At 35.4% G+C, this 25,854-nt stretch carries 30 protein-coding genes and 1 other annotated feature; of the genes, 9 read left to right on the top strand and 21 right to left on the bottom strand.

Annotation, left to right across the window (positions count from 1 at the left end):
• The first annotated feature begins 34 nt into the window (after nt 1-34).
• Nucleotides 35-349, top strand: coding sequence for a hypothetical protein (locus G5W_RS0117315; protein ID WP_010098616.1), 315 nt, complete (start codon nt 35-37; stop codon nt 347-349).
• Between the two features lie 38 nt (nt 350-387).
• On the opposite strand, the gene G5W_RS0117320 is transcribed toward G5W_RS0117315, so the two are convergent.
• Nucleotides 388-1,236, bottom strand: a complete 849-nt coding sequence (locus G5W_RS0117320) for a DegV family protein (RefSeq protein ID WP_010098618.1) — start codon at nt 1,234-1,236, stop codon at nt 388-390.
• A gap of 183 nt (nt 1,237-1,419) precedes the next feature.
• On the opposite strand from G5W_RS0117320, the gene G5W_RS0117325 reads away from it, so the two are divergent.
• The gene (locus G5W_RS0117325) at nt 1,420-2,976 is read left to right on the top strand and encodes an ABC-F family ATP-binding cassette domain-containing protein (RefSeq protein ID WP_010098620.1); all 1,557 of its coding nucleotides are present in this window, start codon (nt 1,420-1,422) and stop codon (nt 2,974-2,976) included.
• A 41-nt stretch (nt 2,977-3,017) separates the two neighbouring features.
• On the opposite strand, the gene G5W_RS0117330 is transcribed toward G5W_RS0117325, so the two are convergent.
• The 10 genes from G5W_RS0117330 to argS form a co-directional block, all read right to left on the bottom strand.
• Nucleotides 3,018-3,338, bottom strand: coding sequence for an MGMT family protein (locus G5W_RS0117330; RefSeq protein WP_010098623.1), 321 nt, complete (start codon nt 3,336-3,338; stop codon nt 3,018-3,020).
• A gap of 128 nt (nt 3,339-3,466) precedes the next feature.
• Entirely contained in the window at nt 3,467-4,090 is a 624-nt protein-coding gene (locus G5W_RS0117335) for a class I SAM-dependent methyltransferase (RefSeq protein WP_010098625.1), read from the bottom strand.
• A 184-nt stretch (nt 4,091-4,274) separates the two neighbouring features.
• Nucleotides 4,275-5,420, bottom strand: coding sequence for an anti-sigma factor (locus tag G5W_RS0117340; protein WP_010098627.1), 1,146 nt, complete (start codon nt 5,418-5,420; stop codon nt 4,275-4,277).
• On the bottom strand, nt 5,410-5,910 hold the full coding sequence (locus tag G5W_RS0117345; protein ID WP_010098628.1) for a sigma-70 family RNA polymerase sigma factor: 501 nt from the start codon (nt 5,908-5,910) through the stop codon (nt 5,410-5,412). The genes G5W_RS0117340 and G5W_RS0117345 overlap by 11 nt, the downstream gene beginning before the upstream one ends.
• 194 nt (nt 5,911-6,104) lie before the next feature.
• Nucleotides 6,105-6,956: a DUF72 domain-containing protein gene (locus G5W_RS0117350; protein WP_010098629.1), complete on the bottom strand. Its 852-nt coding sequence runs from the start codon at nt 6,954-6,956 to the stop codon at nt 6,105-6,107.
• Between the two features lie 257 nt (nt 6,957-7,213).
• Nucleotides 7,214-7,483 carry a 30S ribosomal protein S14 gene (rpsN, locus tag G5W_RS0117355; protein ID WP_010098630.1) on the bottom strand — a complete coding sequence of 90 codons (270 nt, stop codon included), beginning with the start codon at nt 7,481-7,483 and terminating at the stop codon, nt 7,214-7,216.
• 20 nt (nt 7,484-7,503) lie between these two features.
• Nucleotides 7,504-8,703, bottom strand: coding sequence for a GTP-binding protein (locus G5W_RS0117360; RefSeq protein WP_010098631.1), 1,200 nt, complete (start codon nt 8,701-8,703; stop codon nt 7,504-7,506).
• Between the two features lie 110 nt (nt 8,704-8,813).
• Nucleotides 8,814-9,794 (bottom strand): ZinT family metal-binding protein, encoded by a 981-nt coding sequence (locus G5W_RS0117365; protein WP_010098632.1) that lies wholly within the window; start codon nt 9,792-9,794, stop codon nt 8,814-8,816.
• Between the two features lie 165 nt (nt 9,795-9,959).
• The gene (trhA, locus tag G5W_RS0117370) at nt 9,960-10,598 is read right to left on the bottom strand and encodes a PAQR family membrane homeostasis protein TrhA (protein ID WP_010098633.1); all 639 of its coding nucleotides are present in this window, start codon (nt 10,596-10,598) and stop codon (nt 9,960-9,962) included.
• 96 nt (nt 10,599-10,694) lie between these two features.
• A complete protein-coding gene (gene argS, locus G5W_RS0117375; RefSeq protein WP_010098634.1) occupies nt 10,695-12,377 on the bottom strand; it encodes an arginine--tRNA ligase in 1,683 nt (560 codons plus the stop codon).
• 48 nt (nt 12,378-12,425) lie between these two features.
• Nucleotides 12,426-12,649 (bottom strand) — a binding site (T-box leader).
• Nucleotides 12,650-12,800: 151 nt separating this feature from the next.
• Here argS and G5W_RS0117380 point away from each other — a divergent pair.
• Entirely contained in the window at nt 12,801-13,001 is a 201-nt protein-coding gene (locus G5W_RS0117380; protein WP_010098636.1) for a hypothetical protein, read from the top strand.
• Here G5W_RS0117380 and G5W_RS0117385 read toward each other — a convergent pair.
• Complete coding sequence (locus G5W_RS0117385) at nt 12,993-13,469, bottom strand: hypothetical protein (RefSeq protein WP_010098638.1); 477 nt, start codon at nt 13,467-13,469, stop codon at nt 12,993-12,995. The genes G5W_RS0117380 and G5W_RS0117385 overlap by 9 nt on opposite strands.
• A 622-nt stretch (nt 13,470-14,091) precedes the next feature.
• On the opposite strand from G5W_RS0117385, the gene G5W_RS0117390 reads away from it, so the two are divergent.
• Nucleotides 14,092-14,682: a cell wall hydrolase gene (locus tag G5W_RS0117390; RefSeq protein WP_010098639.1), complete on the top strand. Its 591-nt coding sequence runs from the start codon at nt 14,092-14,094 to the stop codon at nt 14,680-14,682.
• 194 nt (nt 14,683-14,876) lie between these two features.
• On the opposite strand, the gene G5W_RS0117395 is transcribed toward G5W_RS0117390, so the two are convergent.
• The 4 genes from G5W_RS0117395 to G5W_RS0117410 form a co-directional block, all read right to left on the bottom strand.
• Nucleotides 14,877-15,827, bottom strand: a complete 951-nt coding sequence (locus G5W_RS0117395) for an RNA polymerase sigma factor (RefSeq protein WP_010098640.1) — start codon at nt 15,825-15,827, stop codon at nt 14,877-14,879.
• Between the two features lie 247 nt (nt 15,828-16,074).
• Nucleotides 16,075-16,386 (bottom strand): DMT family transporter, encoded by a 312-nt coding sequence (locus G5W_RS0117400; protein WP_010098641.1) that lies wholly within the window; start codon nt 16,384-16,386, stop codon nt 16,075-16,077.
• On the bottom strand, nt 16,386-16,727 hold the full coding sequence (locus G5W_RS0117405) for a DMT family transporter (RefSeq protein ID WP_010098642.1): 342 nt from the start codon (nt 16,725-16,727) through the stop codon (nt 16,386-16,388). The genes G5W_RS0117400 and G5W_RS0117405 overlap by 1 nt, the downstream gene beginning before the upstream one ends.
• A gap of 149 nt (nt 16,728-16,876) precedes the next feature.
• Nucleotides 16,877-17,455: a TetR/AcrR family transcriptional regulator gene (locus tag G5W_RS0117410; protein ID WP_010098643.1), complete on the bottom strand. Its 579-nt coding sequence runs from the start codon at nt 17,453-17,455 to the stop codon at nt 16,877-16,879.
• A gap of 159 nt (nt 17,456-17,614) precedes the next feature.
• Between G5W_RS0117410 and G5W_RS0117415 the strand changes: the two genes are divergently transcribed.
• Nucleotides 17,615-18,082: a CBO0543 family protein gene (locus G5W_RS0117415; protein ID WP_010098645.1), complete on the top strand. Its 468-nt coding sequence runs from the start codon at nt 17,615-17,617 to the stop codon at nt 18,080-18,082.
• A 113-nt stretch (nt 18,083-18,195) separates the two neighbouring features.
• On the top strand, nt 18,196-18,627 hold the full coding sequence (locus G5W_RS24950; protein WP_420178664.1) for a CBO0543 family protein: 432 nt from the start codon (nt 18,196-18,198) through the stop codon (nt 18,625-18,627).
• A 14-nt stretch (nt 18,628-18,641) separates the two neighbouring features.
• Here G5W_RS24950 and G5W_RS0117425 read toward each other — a convergent pair whose 3' ends face one another.
• Nucleotides 18,642-19,067 carry an OsmC family protein gene (locus G5W_RS0117425; RefSeq protein ID WP_010098648.1) on the bottom strand — a complete coding sequence of 142 codons (426 nt, stop codon included), beginning with the start codon at nt 19,065-19,067 and terminating at the stop codon, nt 18,642-18,644.
• Nucleotides 19,068-19,170: 103 nt separating this feature from the next.
• Between G5W_RS0117425 and G5W_RS0117430 the strand changes: the two genes are divergently transcribed.
• Complete coding sequence (locus G5W_RS0117430; RefSeq protein WP_010098650.1) at nt 19,171-19,968, top strand: nucleotidyltransferase domain-containing protein; 798 nt, start codon at nt 19,171-19,173, stop codon at nt 19,966-19,968.
• 64 nt (nt 19,969-20,032) lie between these two features.
• Here the strand turns inward: G5W_RS0117430 and G5W_RS0117435 are convergent, their stop codons facing one another.
• From G5W_RS0117435 to G5W_RS0117450, 4 genes are read right to left on the bottom strand one after another with little or no spacing between them, the layout of a single operon-like run.
• The gene (locus G5W_RS0117435; RefSeq protein ID WP_010098651.1) at nt 20,033-20,716 is read right to left on the bottom strand and encodes a hypothetical protein; all 684 of its coding nucleotides are present in this window, start codon (nt 20,714-20,716) and stop codon (nt 20,033-20,035) included.
• Nucleotides 20,717-20,746: 30 nt separating this feature from the next.
• Complete coding sequence (locus tag G5W_RS0117440; RefSeq protein ID WP_010098652.1) at nt 20,747-21,640, bottom strand: ATP-binding cassette domain-containing protein; 894 nt, start codon at nt 21,638-21,640, stop codon at nt 20,747-20,749.
• 12 nt (nt 21,641-21,652) lie between these two features.
• Nucleotides 21,653-22,807, bottom strand: a complete 1,155-nt coding sequence (locus G5W_RS0117445) for a hypothetical protein (protein WP_010098654.1) — start codon at nt 22,805-22,807, stop codon at nt 21,653-21,655.
• Nucleotides 22,808-22,829: 22 nt separating this feature from the next.
• Nucleotides 22,830-24,035: an ABC transporter permease subunit gene (locus G5W_RS0117450; RefSeq protein ID WP_010098657.1), complete on the bottom strand. Its 1,206-nt coding sequence runs from the start codon at nt 24,033-24,035 to the stop codon at nt 22,830-22,832.
• Between the two features lie 173 nt (nt 24,036-24,208).
• On the opposite strand from G5W_RS0117450, the gene G5W_RS0117455 reads away from it, so the two are divergent.
• Together G5W_RS0117455 and helD are read left to right on the top strand one after the other, a co-directional pair.
• A complete protein-coding gene (locus G5W_RS0117455; protein ID WP_010098658.1) occupies nt 24,209-24,448 on the top strand; it encodes an SLAP domain-containing protein in 240 nt (79 codons plus the stop codon).
• A gap of 302 nt (nt 24,449-24,750) precedes the next feature.
• Entirely contained in the window at nt 24,751-25,707 is a 957-nt protein-coding gene (gene helD, locus G5W_RS0117460) for an RNA polymerase recycling motor HelD (RefSeq protein WP_010098659.1), read from the top strand.
• Nucleotides 25,708-25,854: the final 147 nt, after the last annotated feature.

Genomic DNA, 25,854 nt, shown 5'->3' on the forward strand with positions numbered 1-25,854 from the left:
TATATAAATTAGTAAGCATGAAAGGGGTATACTTATGAAATCTAGAATGGCATTATTAGGTGGATTATTTGTTTTAGTTGTAGCATCCTTTTTAGATACACCACCAATAACGAGTGAGGAGTCCAATTACTTCCATATCTCTGAAGATGAAACTGTTGATGCTACTATTCAGAATAACAAACGTTCAGAAACTAGCACCTATGAATATGTATTGGATGGGATGAATGAAGTGGATGGCTATATTGTGGAATCCTATCGTGAATATGAGGTCCATCAAGATAAAGAAGGAAATGATATTGTTCGAATTCCAACTGACAACTATCAGTATTTAAAGTACCAAAAGGAATAGAGCAGAAACGACATAGGCAATCACCTATGTCGTCTTTATTAGGCAGTCCAAAACACCGCCATCGCTCCCTCGCCTGCATGAACAGCAAGAGATGAACTTATTTCTCCAATTATTATTTCTAAACCAGGGACTTGCGATACTATTTCTTCCTTTAATGCCTTTGCTTTGCCCGGTGCATTCGCATTGGCAATTCCTATTCTTTTCACTGAATTCTCTTCACACGATGTTTTGATTAGTTCAACTAATTTACGAGTCGCTTTTTTCTCCGAACGAACACGTTCAAGGACGCCTAGTTCTCCATCTGTTCCAATAGATAGAATAGGCTTTATACTTAATAGATTCCCAATCACAAACTGCGCTCCAGATAATCTACCACCCTTAAATAATTGCTCTAACGTATCCAGAAGGATTAAATTCTTATGCCTTATTGCTTCCGCACGTAAAGTTTCTGCTATTTCCCTAGCATCTAATCCCTGTTCATTTAAATGCAGTCCTTTTTCTAATAAAAACGTAATCGCAAAGGATAGCGAATAGGAGTCGATAATCTCTACATCTATATTAGCTTGCTCCATGGCGGTTTTGGAACTAGATATGGTGCCACTTAATTTGGAGGAGACATGTATCGCAATTACGTGCTCATACTCTCCCCTTAATTTCTCGTATAATTCTATGAATCTACCGACATTTGGCTGTGAGGTTTTCGGAACCTCTTTATTCGTACGAATCATTTCATATAATTGTTCTGATGTTAAATCAATTCCATCTTCAAATTCTTCACCTTCCGAAATGACAACAATTGGGACAACATAAATATCGGGGTGACCTTTCAGTTCCTCTGTTAAGTAAGCTGTACTATCTGTCACAAATGCAAGTTTCTTCTTTATCATTGTACGTCCCACTCCATTTCATACTTTTATATCATTATACATTTTATTCAACTTATTACCAAGTAATAAAACTTGATATTATATTCTAATGCTAATTATTTCATAAAAATAACCACTATCCCTTTTCTAATTTGAAAAGTATAATAGTAGAGAATGTATATAGAAAGAAAAGGTGTAATGATTATGAGTTTATTAACAGTTAAAAATCTAAGTCACGGATTTGGTGATCGGGCTATATTTGATAATGTATCGTTCCGTTTATTACAGGGAGAACATATTGGGTTGATCGGGGCAAACGGTGAAGGTAAGTCCACTTTTATGAATATTATTACCGGGAAGCTTGAGCCAGATGCAGGAAATGTAACTTGGGCTAAGCATATTCGTGTTGGGTATTTAGATCAGCACGCAGTATTAAAGCAAGGTATGTCCATTCGTGATGTACTTCGAACTGCTTTCCAATATTTATATGATATGGAAGAAGAAATGAATCAACTTTTTGCTAAAATGGGTGAAGCTACACCCGAGGAATTAGAAAAGCTATTAGAGGATACTGGACGTATGCAGGACTCTCTTACAAATAATGATTTCTACACGATTGATGCAAAAGTTGAGGAAGTTGCAAATGGTCTTGGATTAAATGACTTTGGTTTGGACCGTGATGTACATGATTTAAGTGGTGGGCAACGTACGAAAGTTTTACTCGCGAAATTACTTTTAGAAAAACCAGAGATTCTCTTACTAGATGAGCCTACCAACTATTTAGATGTGGAGCATATTGAATGGTTAAAGACATATTTGCAAAACTATGATCATGCTTTTATTCTAGTATCACATGATATTCCTTTCTTAAATAGTGTTGTTAATTTAATTTATCATATGGAGAATCAAGAATTAAATCGATATCCAGGTGACTACGATGAATTCCTTCGCTTACATGAATTGAAGAAACAACAACAGGTTGCCGCTTATAAGAAGCAACAAAAAGAAATTGCTAATCTAAAGGACTTTGTTGCTCGTAATAAAGCAAATGCAGCTACCGCAAGGATGGCACAATCTCGTCAGAAAAAACTTGATAAAATGGATGTCATTGAACTGGATGCTGAGAAGCCAAAACCGGAGTTTGATTTTAAAGAAGCGCGTACTCCTGGGAAATATTTATTCGAAACAAAGGATCTTGTTATTGGATATGACGAACCCCTATCACGTCCATTAAATCTTTCTATGGAGCGCGGACAAAAAATTGCATTATATGGTGCAAATGGAATTGGGAAAACAACATTACTACGTAGTATTTTAGGTGAAATCCCCCCTGTTTCTGGATCAGTACAGCTGGGTGAGCATTTGCATATTGGTTATTTTGAACAAGAAATAAAAACAGAGACGAATAATACTTGTATTGAGGAAGTATGGGATGAATTCCCGCATTTCACACAGTATGAGGTTCGTGCAGCACTTGCGAAATGTGGTTTAACAACGAAGCATATCGAGAGTAAGGTTCAAGTATTGAGTGGTGGCGAGAAAGCTAAGGTTCGCTTATGTAAATTAATGAACAACGAAACAAATCTACTCGTTCTCGATGAACCTACAAACCACCTGGATCATGATGCAAAAGTGGAGTTGAAGCGTGCACTTCAAGCATATAAAGGCAGTGTGCTATTGATTTCCCACGAACCAGAATTTTATGATGGTGTTGTGACCGATATTTGGAATTGTGAAGATTGGACTCTGAAAGTATTTTAGTAGAAGAATGGCGCTATCGAATTGCGCCATTCTTTTTATTTTCATTGCTTCTTCATTTCAGGATTCCATTGATATGCCTTCAAATCAATGGTATCATGCATGCCGATTTCAATTCCCTCTGCCTCCAGATTCAGCACCTGTTCCTGATGGGTTGCCTCATCTTTTATAGCGATTTGTCCTTTTGCATTCACTACACGATGCCATGGTAATTGATACTTTTTACTCATAGAATGAAGAATCCGTACTACTTGACGAGCTCCTCTTGGACTACCAGCAAGCTTTGCAATTTGGCCGTATGTCATGACTTTCCCAGCAGGTATTTGTTTAATGATTTCTATTATAGTTTGCGTAAATGATGTCATATTTTTCTCCGAGATTTATTTTGTCTTGTCTGATGTCATATCAGCGATTTTCCTAATGGATAAAGTTATTCTAAATTTAAAACCTGATTAATCTCCAAAAAGACTTACTTCTCCAAGTTTATCCTTGATTAACTCTCGATAGTTGGGCCTGGTTTTGCCCATATTAAATTAATAATCCCTGACCAATATCTTTCAACCTTTTCCACTACTAGATTTGATTCTTCTAACAGTGCCAAAACATTTCGTTTACAATGACAACCAGATACCTGTAGAAATATAGGGTTAATAGCCTTTTGCGTAAAAGACAACAACGGATTATTACTGAGTCCATGTTCTAATAACAGTACTTTCCCATCTTTTGCACACCAATTATTAAACTTATTTAGTGTCTTCAGTGGATCAGGATAACTACACAAGGTAAGTGTAGAGACAATACAGTCAAATGACTCCGCTTCTATTTCTAATTTTTCTATATCCTTCTGTATAAAACTAGTGTTCATATTTAGGTTCCTTGCATTTCTACGTGCTTGATGAAGCATTTCCGAACTAAAGTCCACCCCACATATCGCTGTAACCTTTTCCGTGTCATAGTATGGAAAATTTGCTCCTACTCCAACACCTACCTCTAAGACTTTACCTTCCGCTTCCCTGATCAGTTTCCTTCGCCACTCTGACATTGTAGGATTTTCTTGATTGCTTACATACATCGGTACTTGTTTATCATACTTTTTAATTAATTTATCCTGTTTCATAAATAGACTCCTTAAAGTTCATTATGGGTAGATGTTCTCTCTTAAAGTTGTCTATCTAAGTTTCTTAATAATATCATAGGACAATTACCCAGATAGTAGTACATAAAAATTACAATAGTCTTAAAATAATTCAAATAATACCCAGGGAGTTATCATTAAAATCCTAAACTCCCAAAATTAGTTGTTATTCCTCTTCACTTCTATCCCATTCCCAATTCCAATACGCTACCTCATCCACTTCCAAATTGCTAATCCATTCCTCATCCTGAAGCTTTAAGACTTCTTTTGTTGGACCAGTAATGACCACTCCATAATTTTCGATTCCATTTTCTTTTAAATAATTTAATCTATCGTTTAGTTCTAATTTATCAAAGAATAGTTTATCTACTTTTTTCTCGTACTCCGAGAGAAAAGTTAATGTTTTCAATAACTGAGTGTGGAGCATTTCATAATCTCCTTCTTCATAACTTGGTGAGGAGTGCAGTTCAGAGATAACACTACTACCAAATATCCCCTTTTCTTCTTCTCTAGATTCCAAGATCATATCATCGTCATGCCATATCGGAGTATTCGGAAATCCAATCTCATAAATACTATCATCTTCACTTCCTGTATGAACAGCAAACCATATGATATCCATATTCTTCATCTTAAATAATTTAAATACTTCCTCAGAACTTAGTAATTCTGAAAAAGATACATAGGCAGAAACAACTGTCCCTTCCGGTAATTTGTCCAGTTGATTCCAATCCCCAATTCTATCTTCTCCTTCACCTGGAAAAATAAAACTTGGTTGTTCCTGAGATGTTCTTCCGTAATACTCTTCTATTGGATACCCCATTAAGGAAAAAAAGTAATTTACCTCCATTTCCCCAACTCCAATAACTTCATCTCCAATTCTCTTTTTCAAATCTCGTGTTGCTTCTAAAATAAAGAACGGTTTTGCATTAGTACTTGTAGACCCTAGATACCCATAAGGATCTGTAACCGTTAATGTATAGTCAATAATATTTCGATAGACATCTACGCGGTCAGGCTTTCCCCAGGAGTAATAAATCGCCGTTAGAAACATAGAAGCAATAGTTATTAAAATAAAAATACAAAATACGGTAAAAGACGTCTGGAATCTTGCCTTCCATTTACCTCGTTTTAATATTTTTATTTGTTTTTTTTCATTCATCATATCGCTACTTTGATTGGATTCCTGATGGTCTATAAACTCATAATACGTTTCGAGTTTCGCTAACTCTATTTCCATTTCTTCCATTTCACTTTCAGACAACTCACCTTTTTCATAGGCTTCTAGTTTTCTTTTAAAATCATCCGTCATTCTGATTCTCCCTTCTATTTCTTATAAATTGTCTCCCACGGAATAACAAAACTTTGAAATAGGACTGTTTGATGCCCATCACTTTAGAGGCTTCTATTTGTGTGAAACCATGAAAATCATGTAACAGAACGGCATATCGCTGTTTTTCCGGTAATTTGTCTACTAAATTACTAATCTCTAACACTTCTTCTTTTAATAAAACTTCTCCCTCAGTTTGGTTCGTATTATCTAAATAACTAGAAAAGAAGGCATTGTCTTTAATCATCATCTTTTTATGCTTTCGATAGTAGTCAATAAAGACATGGTGGGCAATCGTAAATAACCATGTCTTTACATTTTCACCCCTGTAACTCTCCAAATATATATGTGCCCTCAAAAACGTTTCTTGCACAAGATCCTCAGCAGTGTGGTGATTCAGGCTTAAGGAAAGGAGGAACCGGTATATATCTAGAAAATATGTTTGATAAATTGAATCAATATGATTTTTCATTTGTTCCTCCTTTCTTTTATATAACGGATTCATTTTGATTTGGTAACAGTTTTTTTGAAGTATTTGGAAATAATTTTTGAACACTAGATAAGAGGAAGAGAATTTTACTCATGCTAAAAAGATAACCCTACCAAAGTAAGGTTATCTTTTTAGCATGAGTATCTACATATAGTTAAATCTACCATCAATGAAGATTAAAATAAGCCAAGCTGCCTTGGTGCCAACCCCTCATATTCAATTCCAAGCATTTCTTGAAATTGCTTTGCATTATTAGCAGCATCGCCGCCTGAATTATTATTAAACAATACGATGATTTCCTTTGAATCTTTTGCTAATTCTAAAACCCGTTCTTTCCACTCGAGTAGTTCCCCTTGGTTATAGTTGTATAGGTAGCGAACATCACGCCAATTGGTTTCTTTATTTTTGGGCTTTGTCCACCCATGAACATTGCGACCGTGCATTCGAACTAAAGTTAGGTTAGGATGTGTTACAACAGGAACAATTGGAATAGAGCCATTCCCTGCTTGTGGTTCATCTGCAATTCCATGAATCCATCCATATTCTTTCATAAAAGAAATGGTGCTTTCACGATATTTATCATGAAACCAGGTCTGATTACGAAACTCTAGGGCAATAGGAATATCTCCCATCATCTTTTTACAGAATCGCAAATATTGAACATTCTCCCTGGTACAGTCAAACCATGGTGGAAATTGAAACAATACCATCGTTAGTTTATTTGCATCCTGATATGGTTTTATGGATGCAAGAAAAGCTTCAAACATTTCTTCATAGCCCTCAAAAAACTCATCAGATCGTTGGTGTTTCGTCATTCCCTGAAATGCCTTCACCACAAATCGAAAGGTATCAGGGGTATCCTTCACCCATTTCTTTGCATTGCGAATCGGTTGGATGGCATAAAAGGTCGCATCAACTTCTACAACCGGAAAGTGACTGCTGTATTCGGATAATTTATCTCTCGCTTTGACATCATCCGTATAAAGTGAATCATGATCTCCCCAACCTGTTAAACCTATGTAAATCACTTTAATTCTCCCTTCATAATATATCTACAAAAGCTTTTGGTATTATTTAAGATAAAATTACGTCTCTTCATCATATCATATTCTAATACCGACGAAGAAAGGTATTAGCTAATTAACGGTCTTTGTAAGTGAAATAAAAAAACCTGTAGAGTAATAGAGGACCACATTATCCCCCATCTTCTACAGGTTACATATTTTTTCCTTATATATGCATTATATCGTCCAGTTGTATCTCCACTAAATTGCTAAGTTAACCATTACCAGCTTGATTTCTTCACACCCGGCACCTGCCCTTTATGAGCATACTCACGAAAAGTAATTCGTGACATATCAAACTTCCGCATGTATCCTCTCGGACGCCCTGTGATTGCACAACGATTTTTTAATCTAGTAGGGGAAGAATCAAGAGGAAGCTTACGAAGTGATTCATAGTCACCTTTTTCTTTTAATTCTCTTCTTATTGCTGCATACTTTTGAACCAGAGCTTGTTGTTTTAACGATTTTACTATTTTTGATTTTTTCGCCACTTTTTTCCACCTCGCTTATGCTATACACTTTGAATAGTCCAATTGAAAGGATCTGGCAAGGTTCGCCAGTCAAGCTCCATCTCTTCTGGAGTTAATAAGCACCTATCCAGCTCACTAATTATTTCTTCTTTATTTAAATCTAGTCCGATAAATACTAACTGTGTTTTACGATCGCCATATTCCCTATCCCATGATTGCATGGCCTCTGGGTTAGCTTTTAATATAGCTTCTCTTCTATCTTTCGGAAGAGCAGCTACCCAATAGGAAAGAGGCTCTATATTTGCAGAAAAGCCAGCTTGTGAAAGTAGTAATGAGTATTCATTACGCGTTGCACACCACATAATTCCCTTCGATCGTACTATGTTTTCTGGCATCGTTTCAATGAATCTTAATAATCGTTCAGAATGGAACGGGAGCCTGCTTTCATACACAAACGAACTAATACCATATTCTACTGTCTCAGGATTATGTTCTTCTGGCCCAATTTCAAGCTCCTTTAACCAGCCTGCTGATTGACTTGATTTTTCAAAATCAAACAAGCCAGTATTGAGGATTTCTTTTGGATTAATGTTGCCAAAGGATGTTTTAATGAGTTTCGCATCTGGTTGTAACTTTCTCAAAACAGCTACTAGTTTCATCAAATCATTTTCTTCAACTAAGTCACACTTATTCAGAACAAGAACATCACAAAATTCAATCTGATCAATTAATAAATCAGAAATCTCTCGTTCATCCTCTTCAGAAACAGATTCCTTCCGATCTAACAAGCTTTCACCAGAACCAAAATCATGCCAAAAACGACTTGCATCAACTACCGTTACCATCGTGTCTAACTTGCAATGGTTATTAAGGTCTATTCCTAGTTGATCATCCATATAAGAGAATGTCTGTGCAACCGGTATTGGCTCACTAATACCAGTAGATTCAATCAGGATATAGTCAAATTTTCCGTCCCTTGATAACTTTTCCACCTCAATTAATAAATCCTCACGTAATGTACAGCAAATACAACCATTAGACATCTCTATAAGCTGCTCATCTACTCGAGATAAAGTACCCTCATTCTCAACAAGTCCAATATCAATATTAATTTCACTCATGTCATTTACAATAACAGCAACCTTCATCCCTTCTTTATTATGCAAAATATGGTTCAATAAGGTTGTCTTTCCCGATCCTAAATATCCACTTAATACCGTGACTGGCACTTTTTTGTTCATGTGCACTCTCCTTAACCGTCTTATCAAAACGTAATCATTACGATTTGTGCCCCAAAAAAATTCCTTCATGATGAAGGTTAAAAATATTATCCATACAAATTTACTATCTTTTAATGTGCAAGCATTTCACTTACAATGCCTTCTCCATCTAGATCAGACGGATAATATGTAGGCCAGTTCTCCATTTCTTCTAATAGTGCTTGTCGATCATCTCCCCAATAAAGATGGAAATGATAAGAGTCGGTAGGATAAATACTATGGTCACTGAATTGAATATACGTAGGGACTCCTTCCACACCTTCTTCGTGCTTAAAGATATAACGGACTCCTCTGTTTCCTGCCTCATACTCTAGAATTTCATAGCCATCATACTTGAACTTTCCAGTGTATTCCTTACCATTTCTATAGAATGACACATTATCTCCGTCAATGACGATACGCTCAACATCTGTTTGATATCCTATGTCATAATACGCTTTGTATTCTTCAGCTGATTTGCTATTATCCTCTTCAGCTTTATGAGCAAATACTTCATCTAAAGTACCATCTTGTAAGTACGGATATACCGATTGCCAATCACCTTCCCAATCAGATAGTGCACGATCTTTTATCTGACTATCTTCAAAATAGCCTTCATAAATTTTTTGTGATGCTTCATTATGTCCATGCCCATGATCATCTATTGTAATAGTAATAGGTGTAGATTCTGCCAGAACTTCATGTTTATCATCATATAAAACCACTTTTATCTGTAACCCATCCATAGATGCTTCTGCTACATAGTTTTCAGTAGATTGACCTTCTACGATTTCCCAATCTTGTGCATCAGGATCTAAAGTAAACCAGTGCCAATGCGGATGATTTACCGGTTCACTGGTAGTGGCTGTTAATTGCACAGCACTTCCTGTATGGTAGTGATCAGCTAAGCCTTCAATTGTTACTTTAATCTCTGTATCCTCCTCGTTTGACTCAGAGTTTGCCTGTTCGTTCGAACTTTTTGCATCACTTTCAGACGTAACAGAATCTTGGCACCCCACTAGAATCAATGCTAAAACTAGAAGGCCAAACCAATTTCCTTTTTGAATTTTCATTATCAATTATTCCTCCCATCCACAAATCGTAATGATTACGTTTTACATATTACCTATATTCCAGCTAGTCGTCAAGTGGTTTTGTGAAACTTTCAATATTGATTCGTTCAAGATAGAAAAATGAGCTAGGAATAATCCTAACTCATTCTTAAAAGATATATGAATCTATACTAGAAACAACAGCACACAAAAGAAATGGCAAATCGTACCTGCTAGAACAAAGAGGTGCCAAACCATATGGTGATATTTAAATGCTCTCCACATGTAGAAAATCGTTCCTATTGTGTAGCAAAGACCACCAGCAACTAGTAATACGACACCTTCATACGCTATATTCTCCACGATTCTATTCCAACCAAGAACAACTAGCCAACCCATTAATAGATACAACAAGGTTGATGTAAATAAGAACTTTTTCACAAAGTATGCTTTAAATACAATTCCCGCTAGCGCTAATCCCCAGATTACGCCGAACATCGTCCAGCCTAGGCCACCTTTTATAACTAGTAAGGTAAAAGGTGTATACGTTCCAGCGATAAATAAGTATATAGAGGAATGGTCAAATATCTCAAATAAGTCTTTCGCTTTCCCAGGTGGGAGTGCGTGTACTAGCGTTGATGATGTGTAAAGGATTACCATTGTGGCACCGAATATCGTAAAGCTTACAACATGTAATGCTGAACCATTTAATGCAGAGAATACAATTAACAACACTAGGCCGGCAATACTTAGTATTACACCAATTCCATGCGTTATGGCATTAGCAATCTCTTCACCCTTTGAAAAAGTATGTGTTTCTGCCAATCCAATCACCCCTAAAAATCTAGTTTATCGTCATTTATTTCCAATAGCATAACTAACTATAACAGAAACGAAAACAGATAGATAATGTTATTTCCGTTACATTTCTGTAGGTGCTTTCATTCCAAGTAATCGTAACCCTTCTTTTAATACAATCTTGACGGTATATACTAACGTTAAACGCTGTTGTTTTTGATCATCTGTTAGTATTTTAACTGTTGCATAATATTTATTAAATGCCTTTGACAATTCTAATAGCAGCTTAGCAATTTGAGAAGGATCATATTCCGCTAATGCTTTTGCGATGCTATCAGGAAATTGGTTCAATAACTTAATGACTGGCCATGCTTCTTCATCCTTTAGCTTTACTACCGTACTCGAATCTGGCTGGAACTCCCCTTTTCGAAGTAACGATGTCGCACGTGCATGTGTATATTGAACATATGGTCCAGTTTCACCTTCAAACGTTAGCATATCTTCTAAAGAAAATTCAATGTCGTTTAGACGATAGTTTTTTAAATCATGGAAGATAATTGCGCCAATTCCTACTTGTTTAGCAATCTCTTCTTTTTCGAGTAAGTTTGGATTTTTTCCCTCGATATTCTTAACTGCCAGCTGCACCGCTTCTTGAATCACTTCCTCAAGCAGAACAATTTTCCCTTTACGAGTAGACATTTTCTTCCCGTCTTTTAAAATCATCCCAAAGGGAATATGTGCCATTCCTTCTTGCCAATCACAATCCATTTTCTTCAGTACGGCAAACAATTGCTTGAAATGCAATGACTGTTCATGGCCAACGACATAAAGCGATTGATCAAAATGATAGTTTTCCTGACGGTATATTGCCGCAGCTAAATCTCTAGTGGCATACAATGTTGTTCCATCACGCTTTTTAATTAAGCAAGGTGGATACCCTTCTAATTTAACAACTGTTGCACCTTCAGACTCTATTAGTAAGTTTTTCTCAGCTAGAATATCCACAACTCGATCCATCTTATCATTATAAAAAGCTTCTCCATGATACGAATCAAAACGAATCCCTAACAGTTCATAGATTTTATTAAATTCCTTTAAGGATTCATCTCGGAACCATCTCCATAATTGAATTGCTTCTCTCTCTCCGTTTTCTAGTCGTTTAAATGCCTCACGTCCTTGGTCATTCAAAGTAGAATCTTTTTCTGCTTCCTCATGAAATTTAATATATAAAGCAAGTAATTCGGAAATTGGGCTTTCCTTCACCTTCTTTTCATTCCCCCACTTTTGATAAGCAACAATGAGTTTACCAAATTGTGTCCCCCAATCTCCTAAATGATTAATACGTATAACTCGATAGCCTTGTTTCTCAGCGATGAGTGCTAACGAATTACCAATCACTGTCGAGCGTAAATGTCCCATTGAAAACGGCTTGGCAATATTGGGTGACGAGTAATCAATAGTCATGGTTTTCCCCTCAGCGATACCGGAATATCCATATTGATTCTTTTCGTTTAATATATTGGTCAAAACCTCTTGAGAGACCTTCTCTTTATTCAAAAACACATTGACATAGCCACCAACTGATTCGACTCTTTCAAATGTGGAAACGTCCATTTCCTGTACTATTTCCTCGGCAATGATAATGGGGGATTTTCGGTAATGCTTTGCTAGTTCAAAACACGGGAAGGCTAGGTCACCTAAATTATCGTGCTTTGGCTTCTCAATCATCTTTACTAGGTTGTCATAAGAAATTACTCCATCTATTGTTTTTTCTAACTCGCTTATAAATTCTTTTTTAAAATCCATATGATTCCCTCCAATATTTCTATAAATAAAAAACTCCCGCCTCTTCTAAAAAGAGGCGAGAGCATATTAATCCCGCGGTACCACTCTAATTGTTCATAATAATATTATAAACCACTTGATGTTGTTAACGAGGTCTACCCCGACTTTCCATACTACTATTTCAAGAAAGCATCTCCGAAGTCCGCTTCATTGTAAGCCCATGCACTAGGCTCCCACCAATCCCTAGCTCGCTAAGCAGAACAAACAATTACTCTCTTCATCATCAATTTTCATTTCGTTAAGTAATTTCTCCTATTTTAGCAAAGTTTGTATCTACTGTCACCTCTTAAAAGTAAATATTTATTATTTTTCTATAATTCCATGTAGCACAGTCCTTCACTATCTTGTATAATAACGACAATAACCTTTTAGGAGTGATATCACATGAGTAAATCGAAAGCACAAAAACAGCGACAAAAGCTTGTTCGTGAGGGAAGACTAAATCCTGAAATGAACCGAAGCCCTTTTGCTAATTTAGATTTAAGAACGAGAAGAGCCAAAACAAAAAAGGACCATCTTTATCGTATGAAACATAAGAACCATCTTCCAAAACAGTGGGATAATGGTTCTTTTTATTTACAGTAAAATATGTAGGGTAACAAAAAAGAATATGACCATGCCATTGTACAAATGAATATACCTAACTCTAATCGTTGGCTTGAATAACCGCACCCACCCAGTAATAACCTGAATTGCCATAAGAACTAGAGCCATTAGTCCTACAACCATTTTTGGACTTCTAATCGTGAAACCATATTGCGATATAATCATCAGACCGTGTAGTAATATAACTGCCATCACAATATTCCCTGTCCACCGATGAACCATAACTACCCTTTTCGACAACTTCGCTAAGCGAATCTTAACTTTCCGATCCGGGATATTCCGGATTGTCTCAAATACTGCGTTTCTTGTCCAGTTATATAGAAATAATAATACCCCTAATAAACCTAATAGAATATGTACCTTTAAATTAGGGAACGAATAATGTTCCGTTACTTTCCATATTACAGTAATCAGCAATAAGAAATTTAATAAAAACCATTTACTCATGATTTTCTCCTTTTTCCAATACTATAAATACCAATACTCAATCAAACAAAACTGCTGTTTTGCATTTAATATCATTCATTATCTCTCAAACTAATTGGTTCTTATTTCTCTATAGGCAGCCGGATATTCTCCATTAACTTTAACATACTATTGGTTCCGTTATTCTACATTAGCATAGCTGATTCGTATAAAGGTTTATTATCATATTGTAAACTACCATTATCGTTGAAGCGTATTGAATGCTGCTCTTGTCTAAGTTTTCATGCTCCCCAATGCTCACTAGTACTATTTCAAGTTTTCAGAAGTATCCTCCTATTCATCCATGCTAACAAACGAACATTATTAAATATGTCAAAAGGAAACTATTAGTAACATAGCTGAAATATCTGTAAAGTAGCAACCAACTGACTGGCAAGTATACCAAACTATGGAAAATGTCACTTCTAAGGAAAATAATCCCATTCCTCCTCTTAACCCAGTAGTCTACTAGGCTTATAAAACTACTAAACTCATTACCAGACTTTACCACTGATAAACTATGTTACATCTAGTAATCTCTTAGTTAGGGCTGGTTCACAGCATTTTATCACACCGGTTCGATTACAACTAGGAGGTTTACAACATGAATAAATTCAAAAAATTCATTTTAACAGCGACATTATCGCTTTCTATATTAGCTATGCCTACTGCTGGTGAAGCAGCATCCTATACAGTGAAACAAGGGGATACATTCTGGTCTATCGCCCAACAATATGGAACTACCATAGCTAATCTTCAAATTGCTAATAAACGTTCTGGTAGTTACCTAGTAACTGGAGAATCAATTAAGGTTCCAGACTATGTATCAAAAGCAGATAAAGAATTAATGGCTAAACTAGTTCATGCAGAAGCAAAAGGAGAACCATATGCAGGTAAAGTTGCCGTTGCAACGGTTATCCTGAATCGCGTGGATCACAAAGAATTTCCAAATGCTATTAAGGAAGTTATCTATGAGCGTTCACCAGGTGGATATTACGCATTTACACCAGTACAAAATGGACAAATTAATGGTGGATATACAGCAGAAGATATGAAAGCTGTTAACGAAGCGATCGCTTTCCGTGGACAAGGCAGTGGCTCTATCTATTTCTATAATCCTAAAACCGCAGATAGCGACTGGATTACGACCCGTGAAGTGACAGTAACGATTGGTAATCACCGCTTTGCAAAGTAATGTGGGTTATTACTTACAGTCGGTCATCGAGTAGATTTCAGCGTTTTTCCGTTTTATCAGCGGATTAAGTGCATATATCAGCGCTTTTCTGTCTTTATCAGCGGATCGAGTGGTGATATCAGCGCTTTGGGTAAAACTAAAAAACTGGCACCTAACTTTATAACATTAGGTGCCTGCTTTTTCCTTACATAATATTACTTTTTATCCCAGCCTTCAGGACCTTTATCTAGATGTGGTGCCATTCCTAATTCTTTTGATGCTGCCAAGATCAATTCTTTCCTAAAGTAATAACTACGACTAAATACGATTTTTCCATTCTCTACTTCTTGATACTGAATATCGTGAAGCAGTGGACCATCGCTACTATCGACAACTTTAACAATAACGTGTTTACCCCATAGCCAATGTTCTTCAGCCCGATATGGAGGTAGTCCATGTACCATAGACCCATTTCGCATCGATTTCTTTGAAAATTCTTGAAAACCAAGTGAAGCTTCGTGATGCAAGTGATCACTAACCAATTCAAATAACGCATCTAGATTTCCATCGTTCAAAGCTTTTATATAGGTTTGTATGACCTGGTTCTGCTCTTTATCTTGTACTATTGGCTTAACGTCTATCGGATTCGTTAGATTTTCTTTGTTTAATCTATTTTCCATCCTTCTAATTGTTGAATAAATAGCCCCTTGCGTCGTTTTCACAATACTTGCTACTTCTTCTGCTTTAAACTTAAATACCTTCACAAGCAAAAATACTGCGACCTGTCTTGGTGTAAACAATTGATCTAGTTTGATTAATACCGCTTCCGTTTCTAAACTATCGTTAAATTCTACTCTAGGCTCAGCTACTTCTTCTAAAGTTCCAATGTTTCTCTTCTCCCGGCGACAGTGATCCAACCATGTATTCGTTGCAATACGGTATAAGTAAGCTTTTGGATTTTCCGGTTGCCAAACCTGATAGAAACCACCAAATGCTTTAAGTAATGTTTCTTGAAATAGGTCTTCACCGTCCCAAGGAGAACCTGTTAAATACCGACAATACTTCCAAAGTTCTTCTCGAAACTCCAATATTAAATCACTAAACTCTTCGCGTAACTCTCTTGACCTTTCTGTAAAAAGAAATGCCCTATCTTCTATTGAACCCATTTCATCCCTCCATTTCTTCTCACTTATATAACGAATAAGTAATGTAAATTTATACTAGGTAAAATCCATTTTCTAAACTATTTATTATTTTCGTCTACTATAACTATTTCCACAAGGATAATTAAAATCCTGCAAAAATTGTCGAATTGGGATCAGAAAGATTTCTTTACTTTCCCATCTATAAAAAAGAATGCCTGTCACATACCAAATTCTATAAAGAACTTGATACATGACAGGCATCCTTTCGTTAGATTACTTTAAGTCCTGTTACACCGACAATGATCGCTACTAAGCTAAGCACTCTAATAAAGCTCTTCGACTCACCAAAGAATAACATATTCATTAACACTACTCCACCTGTACCAACACCAGTCCAAGTGGCATAGGCAATACTGGTTGGTAAGTAATCAAATGATGCATAGATAAATGCAAACGATAACCCAAGTCCACCAACATACATTATTGCATTCGTGATATTACGCTTTTTACTAAATCGGGTTAATCCCCACACACCAATGAGTTCATTGACTGCGGCTAAGATAATATAAAACCAGCCCATTATTCTATAACTCCTTTCGCATCTTTTTGGTCATCAGACAATTTCAAGCCTACAACACCAAGAATAATTAGCATGATAAAGAATACACTTACCAACTTGATATCTTCATGGAAGATGAAAATATCCATTAGGAAAGTTCCTACTGTACCAAAACCAGCAAAAATAGCGTAAACCGTACCAGTTGGTAATCCTTCACATGCTTTTGCTAAGAAGTGTAAATCTAGTAATATAAATGATATGATAAATGCCCAATGCCACCAGGTCGATGCCGTGTTAAATCCATATATCCAAACTAACTCCGATAAACTTGTTAACACAACATAAATCCATGCTTTATTCATACTAACACTCTCCATTTTCCGTGACTGACATTCAGTCATTTTGTTCTTAAAAGAAAATTCCCTTCAAACTTTTAAAGGAAATGATCTATTAAACCTTGACCCAATTACCACGGCATCTTACTAGTGTTATCATGAGCACTATTATTTTTCTATATTTTTACCCCTAAACCATACATGGAAAACTCCCAGACTTCCTTTTTCTTAATAGCTTCCATATCCTTATCCCCATGGGAGTATAGGAAGGTCTGTTCTGCTGCAGACTCTATTAAATCAATTAAGAGTACAGCCGTTTGATCTGGATCGAGATTTTCTCGTAGTATCCCTGCTTCTTTCGCTTCACTTAAAAATCTACTCATCCAAGAATAATACTGAGAATATAAAGCTTCCCATTCCTGAAGGTAATCCGTGGATGCAAGCCCCGCATAAACTAAGGCGAAGATTTGACGGTATTCCTTTGTAACGGAAAATGCTACATCGATTACATCTTTCATCTGTTCAGAAAAAGGATCTTTTTTATTAACCTTTTTAATAATTTCATTCAATGTTTTTTCAACCATTACCTCAGCAATCGAAGGAACAACAGATAACTTGGAAGAAAAGTAAATATAAAACGTACCTTGAGCAATTCCTGCCTTCTTTACGATATCTGATACTTTCGTTTTTTCTAGTCCTTTTTCCGTAAAAACATCCATTGCTGCGTGGATTATTCGCTCTTTTTTATTGTCCATTAACTTCCTCCAACTAAATGACTGATTGTCATTCATTATACAGTAATTTTCAAAAAAGTCAATACAGACACTTGTTTTTAGGCACTTTCTTATCTATAGGTATAAATTTCCTAAAAGGTAAGAAAATAACTCTAACTTCTTTTAGGGTGCTGATTAAATATGGTATTCGCATTGATTTCTGCTTTTCTATTTACAGCTATTGCTTACCTAATCCGTAAACGTATTACCTATGTAGAAATGTACACAACTTCATTGTTTTCCATTGTATTTCAATTGATTGTCGATATGATTTTAGAGTTTAAGTACAACTATTATGGATACTTTGAATATGGTGTGGACTACCTAACATTCATCGTCATATTTCTAATCTATCCACCATTAAACATAATCTACTTGAATTATTTCCCATTAGAAAACAGCCATTGGAAGAAGTTACTCTATATCATTCTCTGGTGTGCTTTTTCCATAGGATATGAATATTTAAGTGTCCGATATGGTTTCTTTTACTATGAAAATTGGAAGCTTTGGTACTCTGCTATAATTTATCCGTTTGTTTATTTAATCATTACACTAAACTTTCTATTGACAAAAAAACTACTCTCGCATTATCGCAACACCAATAAATAAGTTGGAGAGAATGCTATGCATTTTATTTACTAATTTTTTATTTTTATTAGCTGGATTGAGATGGGGCAACTGGAAGGAATAGGAAAAAATACTATCCTACGATTTTATTTTTTATTCTCTGTGATCTCTTTGCTAACGTCATAACATATCATTTCCCTTTGTGGCGTTATCAAGAGACAATATTTGCCACTAACATTTTAATAAACCATTCTTTTGTGTCTATCATGATTATGCTCATTGCTTACCCGGTAACAATTCTTATATATCTTGGAAAATTTCCGGATGGAACTCCCAAAAAAATACTTTGGATTATACTATGGGTTTTTATCTACTGGATTATTGAATTTATTAATTTACATTATTTAAACCTAATTAGACATGAAAACGGATGGTCCATGTATTGGTCTTTGGCCTTTAATATTGTGATGTTCACAATATTATATATTCATCAAAACAAACCCATTTTAGCTTGGATCCTATCTGGATTTTGGGCAGCAATCATTATCATGACATTTAACATACCAATCATATCTTTATTACCATAAAAAAGGAGAAAAGCTTAAATGCTTTTCTCCCCAGGAACACCATTAATCGAATAACTTGCTGTTATTTCAGCACTCAATGAATGAGAAACCGAACAGTATTTATCCATGGATAGTTCGATAGCTCGCACTACTTTATCCTCTGGAAGTTCCCCTTCTAATGCATAATGGATATTAATTTTGGTAAACTTTTTAGGATGCTCGTCTGCACGATCACCAGACATATTAATCTCAAATGAAGTAGGTTGTAAACGCATCTTGGTTAAGATAGAAATAATATCGATGCCAGTACAACCTGCAACGGCACTTAATAATAATTCAGTAGGCCTAGCTCCTCTATTCTCTCCACCTACAGATTCAGCAGCATCCATCATAATCTCATGACCTGACGGCGCAAATCCGGTAAAAGACATCTTTTCATTCCATTTCACTGACATATCCATCAATTGATCCCTCCAATCGAATTACTTACGTTTATAGTTTGCCTAGAATATATTTGAAATACAACTAATTCGACTTTTAATTATTCCTAAAGGAGGAAAGCGAATGATTGATACTATTCAAATGCGTTTAATGCAAGTCGAAAAAGAATATAACGTTAAAATCTTATATTCATGTGAAGTAGGTAGCCGGGCGTGGGGACTTTCTTCTCCATCAAGTGATTATGACGTACGCTTTTTATATGTACATTCGGTTGAGAATTACTTAAGTATCGATCCCTTTGGAACGGAACGTAAACGTGATGTTATTGAACTTCCTATCTGTGATAACCTGGATATAAACGGATGGGAATTAACCAAAGCTCTCCGTTTACTACGCAAGTCGAATCCTTCCCTCTTAGAATGGCTACATACACCAATCTGTTACACCGAGGAACTTTCTACGATTAGACAGATTAAAGACTTACTACCTAGCGTATTGAATACGGGAACCTGTATACGACACTATGTCAATATGGCTCGGGGAAACTTGAATAGAGCAGTGAATAAAAGACTTCAAATTGATTTGAAGCATTCAATCAATATTCTTCGTCCTATCCTTTTAGCAAAATGGATACAGACATATCAAAAGTTTCCACCATTTAATATGAAACAACTCGTTCATACACTCATAACAGATAAAAAGATGAGGAAGCTTGCAGATACAATAATCACACTAAAAATCAATGATTCATCAAATACTATGGTTGATTATCCAGTTTTAATAGCCTACTGCCAAAGTGAACTAAATAGATTAGAGTTATATACTAAAAGTATTGATATCAACCTTAATTCACTTACAGCTGATTTAGATAACATTTTTCGTAACACATTAAATGAGTTATCAAATTCTGACTTATACTAAAAAACTGCCATACTCTTAAAAGTACAGCAGTTATGATCATAATGGACAATTCACCCATCACTATTTAATTATGCTTAAAATTTAGGACAAGTCCCCTCGTTATCCGGAGCACCTCACCTTCCTTTAACTCCACATTGGATGTTGTATGGGCATACGGCCCACTGATAATTTCAATAACCTGTGGTTCTTCATCTGGATGGAGGACTTGCAAATAGCCAAAACCATATGGAGCAGTAACCTTATAATTGCCTGGTTCAATGTCTACCCCCACATGCCAGATTCCAGTACCTAATTCAACCTTTAAGTCAGTAGGAACTGGCGTCATAGAAAAATTCTCAAATCCATTAACACGGATAGTATGTTGTTCTTGAATATCTACGGTAACACCTATACTATATCCCGATATGGTACTAATGACTTCTTTTATAAGGATATCGCCATTTTCATCTAAAATAGTTACAGTTCCAGCAATATCACCCACTAGAAGATATCTTCCTTCCGGTACGCTAAACTCATGGTTTGGCTCCACTAAAGTGATGCTAAAAGGCTCTGCTGTAGAATTACTCCTATCACTTACATCAAAGATGGTAGCACTGATTTCCTTAATCATCTCGACCCGTTCAGAGCCAATAATCTCTTTATTATCTATATATGCTTCATTAATTTCTTTCTGTTCTGCAGAGAGTTTATTGACACAACCCGATAATAGGATACAAGTGAAAAGCAATGGTATTATCATTTTTTTCATACATTTCCCTCCCGCCTATTGAAGCAGGTATTATACTTTTTCATAATATTTCTCATAATATTCTATCGTCCCAAGGGGGCCTATCGTAAGTTCTTTTTCTTTATACGCTAATAATCGTTCAATCCATTCAATCTTTTCAGTAGTTTGCATGTCCGCCAACGGAACGCATAATAGATGATTTGCTATATATTGATGTCCTTTTGGTAAAAACCCTTTCAGCTTTTCATACTGATCAACTTCCATCTCTATTTTTATATGGTCATCATGGTGATCCACATCTTGCTTCAATTCATGAATAATTTTACCATCCTTTAAAAACATCACGCGATCAGCATATAAATCGAGGTTTTCAAGTAAATGGGATGCAACAAATATTAATTTATTCTCTTGCTTCATTTCAGCTAATTTCTTTGAAATAAGAGCCACATTATCAATATCTAATCCATTCATCACCTCATCCATTAGCATAATCGGAGTATCTGCCGCAACTAACATTGCAAAACATAGTCGTTGGCGCATTCCAAGCGAATAGGTGCGAACTTTTTTCTTTACGTAATGTCCCATGTTTAAGTATTCAATGATACCGTTAATATGCTTCGTAGAGCCCTTCCACATATTTCCGTAAAGCTTTAAATGGTCTAATCCAGATAGTTCATCAAATAAATCACTTTGCTCTGGAAAAGTTGTTAGCTGTTTATGAATGGCTATTTGCTGCCTTTCATTTTTATAGGCTAATTTTTCCATGAAGGTAATACTGCCCTTATTTGGCTGAATAAAGTTCGCTATTACATTAAATAACGTGGTCTTTCCGGTTCCGTTTGGAGCAACTAGACCTATAATCTCCCCTGCAGATGCAGAGAGTGATAGCTTATTCAACACTGTCTTATCTTTATAAGAAATTGTGACATCCTTTAACTCTAGCATAATTCACCAACCTCATTTCGATAGTTTCGTTTTAGAAAACCCTTGTTGAATATAAGGTAATTTACTTTTTACGTAGACCAATAGAATAAGAGCTATAATCATCATGATTAACCATGTACTAGCATTGAAGAAGTCTATTCTAGGATTTCCTAGCTCTGATGCTAAATCTCCTGAAAGTACACCTACAATATCAATATAAGTTAGCGGGCTTAAGAATTCTGTTATCCCAATCATTTGTAGTAATTGCGGGATAAGGAAGATTCCTATACCGATTAATACATTGGCATAACCGTTTTGCAGAAGTTGATTTAATAAAACCGAAAGAACTAGTAACATCAAAGCTACGATGATAAAGCCAACCACTATGAATAATATAAACTTCGAGGTAGATATCGGTACATAATCACCATCTTTATAAAGCAAAACAGGTGAAGAAAAGCTACCACTTCCTACCTTGCTCGAAACATATGTAATGCCCGCAAATATCCCAAGTACTAGAACAGTAGAGAAGAATACTAAGTGTATACCGATTTTACTGAGAATCCGCTTCATGAATGCAATTGGAAATCCATTCACAGCGGTTCGATGTTTCGTCTCATAAGCGAGTAATTCACTACCACCAATCAAGATGATAATTAGAAAAAACAAACCACTTACGGTACTAAGCGCATAAAGAATATAAGAACTTGCGACGATTGGTTCTGTTTCCAATTCCAAATCATGCTTCTGTATATACCTAAGCATTGCATCATTTCTTAATACTTCTTCTTTTGGAAAAATAAATTGCTCCGGAATTCCAAGATTATCTAATTCATGAACTCTTAGTCGAAGTTCATTCACCCTTAATCCAGCTTCTACAAAAGCGTCGTGGTCCTTCCCAACTCCTAGATAGAATACTTGATAATTTACAAGTGATTGCTGCTCTAAGAGATTCTCATAGACTTCCTTTCCAGCTTCTGTTTCACGATACATATCCGGATATATATCCAACAATGAATAGGTCATATTCGATTCTTCTTGCACTTTTTGTTTCAGAGGTACGATTTCGGTCTGACTATAATATGTAAAGAATAATGGAAAGAAGAGTAACATAAACACGGCAAGAAACCAGTTTTTTCGGTTTCTGAGCATTAATTTCATCTCAAACAATGTATATTTCCAAAACATGATTGAATCTATCCTCTCAAACTTAATAAAAGCGTTGTTTTGTTACGATTCGTGAAACAATAAGTAACAATACTTCCAAGACCAATATGGACAAACATAATACGGTAATTCCCTTCGAATATGTAATGGTATCAAGGTTTACCAAGTAATTCTTTCCGTTCGTAATGATTCTTCCAAAATCAAAATAAGTTTGTGGGAAATTACTAATCTCAATGCCGAATAAATCTCTCGTTCTTCTAGAAAAGTAGACTCTTTCCGATAATAGAAATGCAGTACTAATTAGTAGCACAAGCCATTGATTCTTAAAGAGTAGACTTAACAAGACATTTAATCGAATAAATAAATAGATTAATATCGGGATAAAACTTAATGTATAGAGTAAATACTTTCCTAACGACATAATATCGTAATCCACTAAAGTGAAGTTCCATTCTTTAAATGTCATATATGGAACATGTATGTTTGTATAGCCAAAACCATTTGTTATACTAATGATACCGATACCAATACCAAGAAATAACACAATCACTAGCATCGTGTAGAAAAAGACTACCATCGTTTTAATATTTAGGATCCGATACCATCCCATTGGAATCCCTTGTAATAATGTTCGGTATTGTCTATCCCTTACCACCATATCACTACTGAAGTAGATAGCCATAAAGACTAAAATATAAATACTGGAGCTAAGAAAAAAACTCTCCAGCGACTGCAATGCTGTTTTTTGTTCAATTAGTGGGTAGCTAATTGGGATATTTTCATCGAAGTACCCTTTATAACGAAGAAGGGTTTGATTATAATCATGCATTTTATCTTTACCCGGAAAATCAGATTGTTGATATTGTTCTGGATTCCCAGCATAATCCCACCAATTTTCCGTTAAATACTGTAGGTATAAACGAGCGTACCGTTCAAAGTTTTGATCCTCAAACGCCTGTAACATTGCCTTATGTATCGCAAAATAATTATTTTGATCGGAATAGACCGACCTCCCAGACATACTTTGATAACCTGTTAGGCCTTTTTCATCTCGATCTTTTTGCGTGATTTCTAACTCTTCTAGCTCGTAACGTACTTTTTCAGAATCAAAAGAATCTGCAGTTTGTTTATTGGGTAGTATAATAAAGCAATAACTTAATAATGCTATTGCTAAAAAAATTAGAAACAGTATGTTTTTCTTACTTCTTATCAGAATTCGAAATTCATGTTTAAATAATGCACGAATCATTGTACGTTTCCCCTTTAAAATTCGATATTCTATTTTTCTTAATAGGAGTAAAATTTAAAAACTTTCTATCAATATATCAAACTCGTATAATGAAGTAAATAATTATTGACATACTTTTGAAATATTTCTGATATTTTTTGTAATAATATGAAGGATAAAAAAGGAGAATATTGATGCAAAACCTAACATATGAAGCTGCTTGGGAAAGAGCCATTTCTGATAAGGATCGCTCTCTAGTAGAAAAGACATTTGAGGAAGTTACGTTAACAGACAAGCCTATTCAATTTACTACACTTCGAATAGACCGGAATTATAAAAATGAATTACTTATTTTAGTATTAGTACATAATATTACAAATGAAGAATGTACCTTTCATAAAAAAAGATTAAATATTTACATGGAGACAAAATAATAGGAGAACATGAATTTACTTTACCTAGTTTACTTGTCCCTGCAAAATCAAGTATGCCATGGACTTTCATTTTCCCTGTATATAGCTACAATAGTCAATACGAACCAGTCATAGGTCATTTAGAAATGATTCCATAAAAAAAGAACGCTTTTTACAAAAAAGCGTTGCAGGACAAATCTATATATGGTACACTTAAAAAGCGATTGCCATTTTGAATTATGTTAATATAACTATCCAAATATATTATAACATCTTCAAAATAGGTAGTCAACAAAAAGAAAAAATAGATGGGGGTTGATTGAGTGAGTCACGACGAAAACAAACTCATGGAACAAAAGCGAGTTGATTATGTCGTCCAAGAAATCAACAAAAAAGAAGAAAAACTACATGAAAAGTCTGGTAGTCTCAAGGAGAGCATTGTTGATCTTCGTAAAAATTTTTGGGATGAGGTAACCGTAAATCTGGATGAACCTGACGATGTGATTGAAACTCAGGCTAGCTTGAAACAGCAAGCAGAGCTCCTTGCTGAACGAGAAAGATTTCACGGTGGAATTGGGAAAGAATTAAAGATGCTTCAGCGCTTAAAAGATTCCCCTTACTTTGGAAGAATTGATTTTAAGGAAGACTTAGAAGATGAAACAGATGAAATATATATTGGTATCGCCTCTTTGATGGATCAGGAAGAAGAAAATTTTCTAATCTATGATTGGCGAGCACCCATATCCAGTCTATATTATGACTTCTCACCTGGGGAAGCTTACTATAGTACGATGGATAACAAGATCACTGGCGAAATCATGCGAAAGAGACAATTTCTGATTAGACAAGGAAAAATTAAAGGCATGTTTGATACAGGCGTTACCATTGGTGATAGACTTCTTCAGGCCGCACTCGGAAATAATGCTAGCACGACAATGAAAAGTATTGTAACCACCATTCAAAAAGAACAAAACAAAATCATTAGAAATGAACATAGTAATTTGCTTATTGTACAAGGGGTTGCAGGAAGTGGCAAAACCTCTGCCGTGCTACAGCGAATTGCCTACTTATTGTATCGTTTTCGTGGTACTTTGAACTCAAACAACTTACTTTTGTTCTCGCCAAACCCTTTATTCTCAAGCTATATTGCAAATGTCTTACCTGAACTGGGAGAATCTAATATTAGCCAAACCACCTTCCTTGACTTTTTACGAGAAGGAATTGAAAAAAATATTAAAGTTGAATACTCCTTTCGTACAAATGGAAGAAATATTGACTAGTAAAGATGAGGCAAGTTTAACCATCCGCAAAATCAATATGAAACTAAAATCAAGTTTGGAATATAAGGCTATTTTGGATAACTATCTTTCCTCCCTATTAACTGAAGGAATTCAATTTAAGAATATTACTTTTCTAAGATTCTACCT

Source organism: Ornithinibacillus scapharcae TW25, assembly GCF_000190475.1.
Lineage (GTDB): Bacteria > Bacillota > Bacilli > Bacillales > Amphibacillaceae > Ornithinibacillus > Ornithinibacillus scapharcae.